The sequence below is a fragment of the Streptomyces sp. NRRL S-87 genome, assembly GCF_000719335.1.
Classification (GTDB): domain Bacteria; phylum Actinomycetota; class Actinomycetes; order Streptomycetales; family Streptomycetaceae; genus Streptomyces.
Genome location: NZ_JOGB01000125.1, coordinates 1 through 3,888 on the forward strand (window position 1 = coordinate 1; position 3,888 = coordinate 3,888).

1 protein-coding gene is annotated in these 3,888 nt (G+C 78.2%); it reads right to left on the reverse strand.

The genetic code is table 11. The features are described 5' to 3' along the window. A partial coding sequence (locus IF43_RS0135200) for a type I polyketide synthase (RefSeq protein ID WP_030210891.1) occupies nt 1-3,888 on the reverse strand: 3,888 nt, incomplete at both ends.

A 3,888-nucleotide genomic window follows, 5' to 3' on the forward strand; every position in this document is an offset into this window, starting at 1 on the left:
CGGACCGTTCGGAGCCGTCAGACCGTTGCTCGCACCGTCCTGGTTCACCGCCGAACCACGCACCACCGCCAGCACCGGATGACCGTTGCGCCGGGCGTCCGACAGCCGCTCCACCAGCAGCATGCCGACACCCTCACCCCAGCCCGTACCGTCCGCACCCGCCGCGAACGCCTTGCAGCGGCCGTCGGGGGCGAGGCCGCCCTGGTGGCTGAACTCACTGAACGTGCCGGGCGTCGACATGACCGTCACACCGCCCGCCAGCGCCAGGGTGCACTCACCGGCCCGCAGCGCCTGGATGGCCCAGTGCAGGGCGACCAGCGAGGACGAACAGGCGGTGTCGACGGTGACGGCCGGGCCCTCCAGACCCAGGGCGTAGGCGACGCGGCCGGACATGACGCTGCCCGCGTTGCCGGTCATCACGTGGCCCAGGACACCGTCCGCGTCGGCGGACCGCTCCAGCTGGGCGTCGTAGCCGGTGTAGGAGGCGCCGACGAACACGCCGGCCCGGCTGCCGCGCAGCGAGGAGGGGTCGATGCCGGCACGCTCGATCGTCTCCCAGGAGGCCTCCAGCAGCAGCCGCTGCTGGGGGTCCATGGCGAGGGCCTCGCGCGGCGAGATGCCGAAGAAGTCGGCGTCGAAGGAGTCGGCGTCGTGGAGGAACCCGCCCTGGAAGGCCCGGCCGTGGCCGGCCTCGGCGGCGCGCAGTTCGGCGCCGTCCCAGCCGCGGTCGCCGGGGAGTCCGGCGATGGCGTCGCCGCCGGTCTCGACGAGCCTCCACAGCTCGTCGGGGGTGCGGACGCCGCCGGGGTAGCGGCAGCCCATGGCGACGATCACGATCGGGTCGTCGGCGGCGGCCGTCGCGGGAAGGGCCGGGGCCGCGCCGGCGTGCCGGTCGGCGGCGGCGTCCTCGCCGAGGAGTGCGGCGCGCACGTGGCGGGCGAGGGCCGCGGGCGTCGGGTGGTCGAACACGAGCGTGCTGGCCAGGCGCAGGCCGGTGGCGGCGCCGAGCCGGTTGCGCAGCTCGACGGCGGTCAGCGAGTCGAAGCCGAGGTCCTTGAACGCCTTGGCGGGCTCGACGCCGTCGGCCGAGGCGTACCCGAGTACGGCGGCGACCTGGGCCCGTACGAGGTCGAGCAGGGCGCGGTCCTGGGCGGGGCGGGTGAGGCCGGCGAGGCGTTCGGCGAGCGGGGTGCCGCCGTCGGCGCGGGTCCGCGCGGTACGGCGTCCTGCCGGGCCGGCGAGCTCGCGCAGGACCGGGGCGACCGGGCCGGGGGCGGCGGCGGCGCGCAGGGCGGCGGGGTCCAGGCGGGCCGGGAGGAGCGTGGCCCGGCCGGAGGCCAGTGCGGCGTCGAGCAGGAGCATGGCGTCGGGGGCGGTGAGGGCTCCCATGCCCTGCTGCGCCATGCGACGCAGGTGCGCCTCGTCGAGTCCGCCGGTCATGCCGCTGGCCTCGGCCCACAGGCCCCAGGCGAGCGCCGTGGCGGGCAGCCCCTGCTGGTGTCGGTGCTCGGCGAGGGCGTCGAGGACGACGTTGGCGCAGGCGTAGTTGGCCTGGCCGGCGCTGCCGAGCGTGCCGGCGGCGGCGGAGTAGAGCACGAACGCCGTGACCGGCAGGTCGCGGGTCAGTTCGTGCAGGTGGAGGGCCGCGACGGCCTTGGGCCGCAGGACGGCGTCCAGGCGCTCGGGAGTGAGGGAGTCGATCATGCCGTCGTCGAGGACGCCCGCCGTGTGGACGACGGTCGTGAGGGGGTGTGCGGCGGGGATCGCGTCGAGTACGGCGGCCAGGGCGTCGCGGTCGGCGGCGTCGCAGGCGGCCCAGGTGACCTCGGCTCCCAGGGCGGTGAGTTCCGCGGTGCGTTCGGCGGCGCCGGGCGCCCCGGCGCCGCGCCGGCTGAGGAGCAGCAGGTTGCGCACGCCGTGGGCGGTGACGAGGTGGCGGGCGACGATCCCGGCGAGGGTGCCGGAGCCGCCGGTGATCAGGGCGGTGCCGTCCGGGTCGATGCCGGCGGCGGTGTCGCCCGGGGCGGTGGCGGGGTGGGTGCGGCGCAGGCGTGGGACGTGGACGGCCCCGTCGCGCAGCAGCAGCTCCGGTTCGCCGGTGGTGAGGGCCGCGGCGAGTCGGGGCGCGGCGGTCGGGTCGGCGAGGTCGGGGACGTCGGCGAGGACGAAGCGGCCCGGGTGCTCGGTCTCGGCGGAGCGCAGCAGTCCGCGAACGGCGGCGTGCTGCAGGTCCCCACCGCCGTCGGGGCCGGCGGCGGTGCCGCTGGTGAGGACGACGAGGCGGGAGGCCGCGAACCGGTCGTCCGCGAGCCAGGCCTGCACGAGTGCGAGGGCGCGGTGGGCGGCCTCGCGCAGGGCGTCCGGGCCGGTGGCGGCGGGCGGCGCGGTGAAGGGGGCCAGGACGTGGGCCGGTACGGGGGTGCCGGTGTCGGCCGCCGCGGCCAGGGACGCGAGGTCGGCGTGGTGGGCGGCCTGGCCGAACCCGCCGGGGGTGCTTCCGTCCGGGCCGAGGACGGCCCAGCCGCCGGCCGGCTCCTCGGCGGTGTCGGGAAGGGGCTGCGGTATCGGGGTCCGGTCGAGCCGGAACAGCGCCTCGCGGACCACGGCCGGTACCGGCGGCCGCAGGGTGCCGGTGTCCTCGGCGGCCGGGTACGGGCGCGGGGTCAGGCGGCCGACGGTGGCCACGGGGTCGCCGTGGTCGTCGGCCAGGTCGAGGGCGAAGGCGGGGTCGGACGGGCCGTCGGCGGTCGGGCGGATGCGGACGCGCAGGGCGCCTGCGCCGACGGCGTGCAGGGTCACGTCCGACCAGACGCCGGCCGGCCCGGCGCCCGTGTCCCCGCGGCCGCCGTCGGACTCCGCGTGCCCGCCCGCCAGCGCGGCCGCGGCGTGCGCGGCGGCGTCCAGCAGGACGGGGTGCAGACCGAACGCGGAGGCCTCCGGGGCGCCTTCGGGCAGGCGCACCTGGGCGAAGTACTCGCCGTCCAGCTGCCAGGCGGCCTCGACGGCCCGGAACAGGGGGCCGCGCCGCAGGGGGGCGGCGGTGTCGGCCGCGTACAGGTGGTCGAGGTCGAGGGGTTCGGCTCCTGCGGGCGGCCACGCGGCGGGGCCGGCCGGGGCGGAGGGCGTGGCGTCCGGCGCGCCGGGGGCGAGGACGCCCCGGGCGTGGCAGGTCCATCCGTCGTCCTCGCCGGAGCCGGTGGCGGCGCCGGAGCCGGCGCCGGTGCCGGTGCCCGCGGCCGCGCCGCCGGTCGCGTCGCGGTCGTCGTGCTCGGGCCGTCCGGAGACGGTGAAGGTGCGGCGGCCCTGCGCGTCCGCGTCGTCGACGAGGACCTGGACCCGTACGCCGGTGCCGTCCGCGGGCAGCGTGAACGGGGTGTCGAGCGCCAGCTCGACGAGTCGGCCGCAGCCGGCCCGGTCGCCGGCGAACACGGCGAGTTCGACGAAGGCGGCGGCCGGGAGCACCACCGTTCCGGCGACGGTGTGGTCGGCGAGCCAGGGCTGGGTGCGCAGGGAGAGCCGGCCGGTGCAGAGCACGCGGTCGGTACCGGCGAGGGCGACGGCCGCCCCGAGCAGCGGGTGCGCGGCGGGGTCGAGGCCGGCGACGGTCACGTCGCCGGCGGCGGCCCCGGGTTCGAGCCAGTAGCGCTCGTGCTGGAAGGCGTACGTGGGCAGGTCGTCGACGCGGCGGGCGCCGGTGCCGGCGAAGAACGCCGCCCAGTCGACGCGGGCTCCGTGGGCGTGGGCGCGGGCGAGGGCCTCGAGCGCGGTCTCGGGCTCGGGCCGTCCGGCGCGCAGGGCGGGGACGAAGACGGCGTCCTCGTCGGTGACGCACTCCTGGGCGAGGGCGGAGAGGACGCCGTCCGGACCGAGTTCGACGTACGTCCTCAC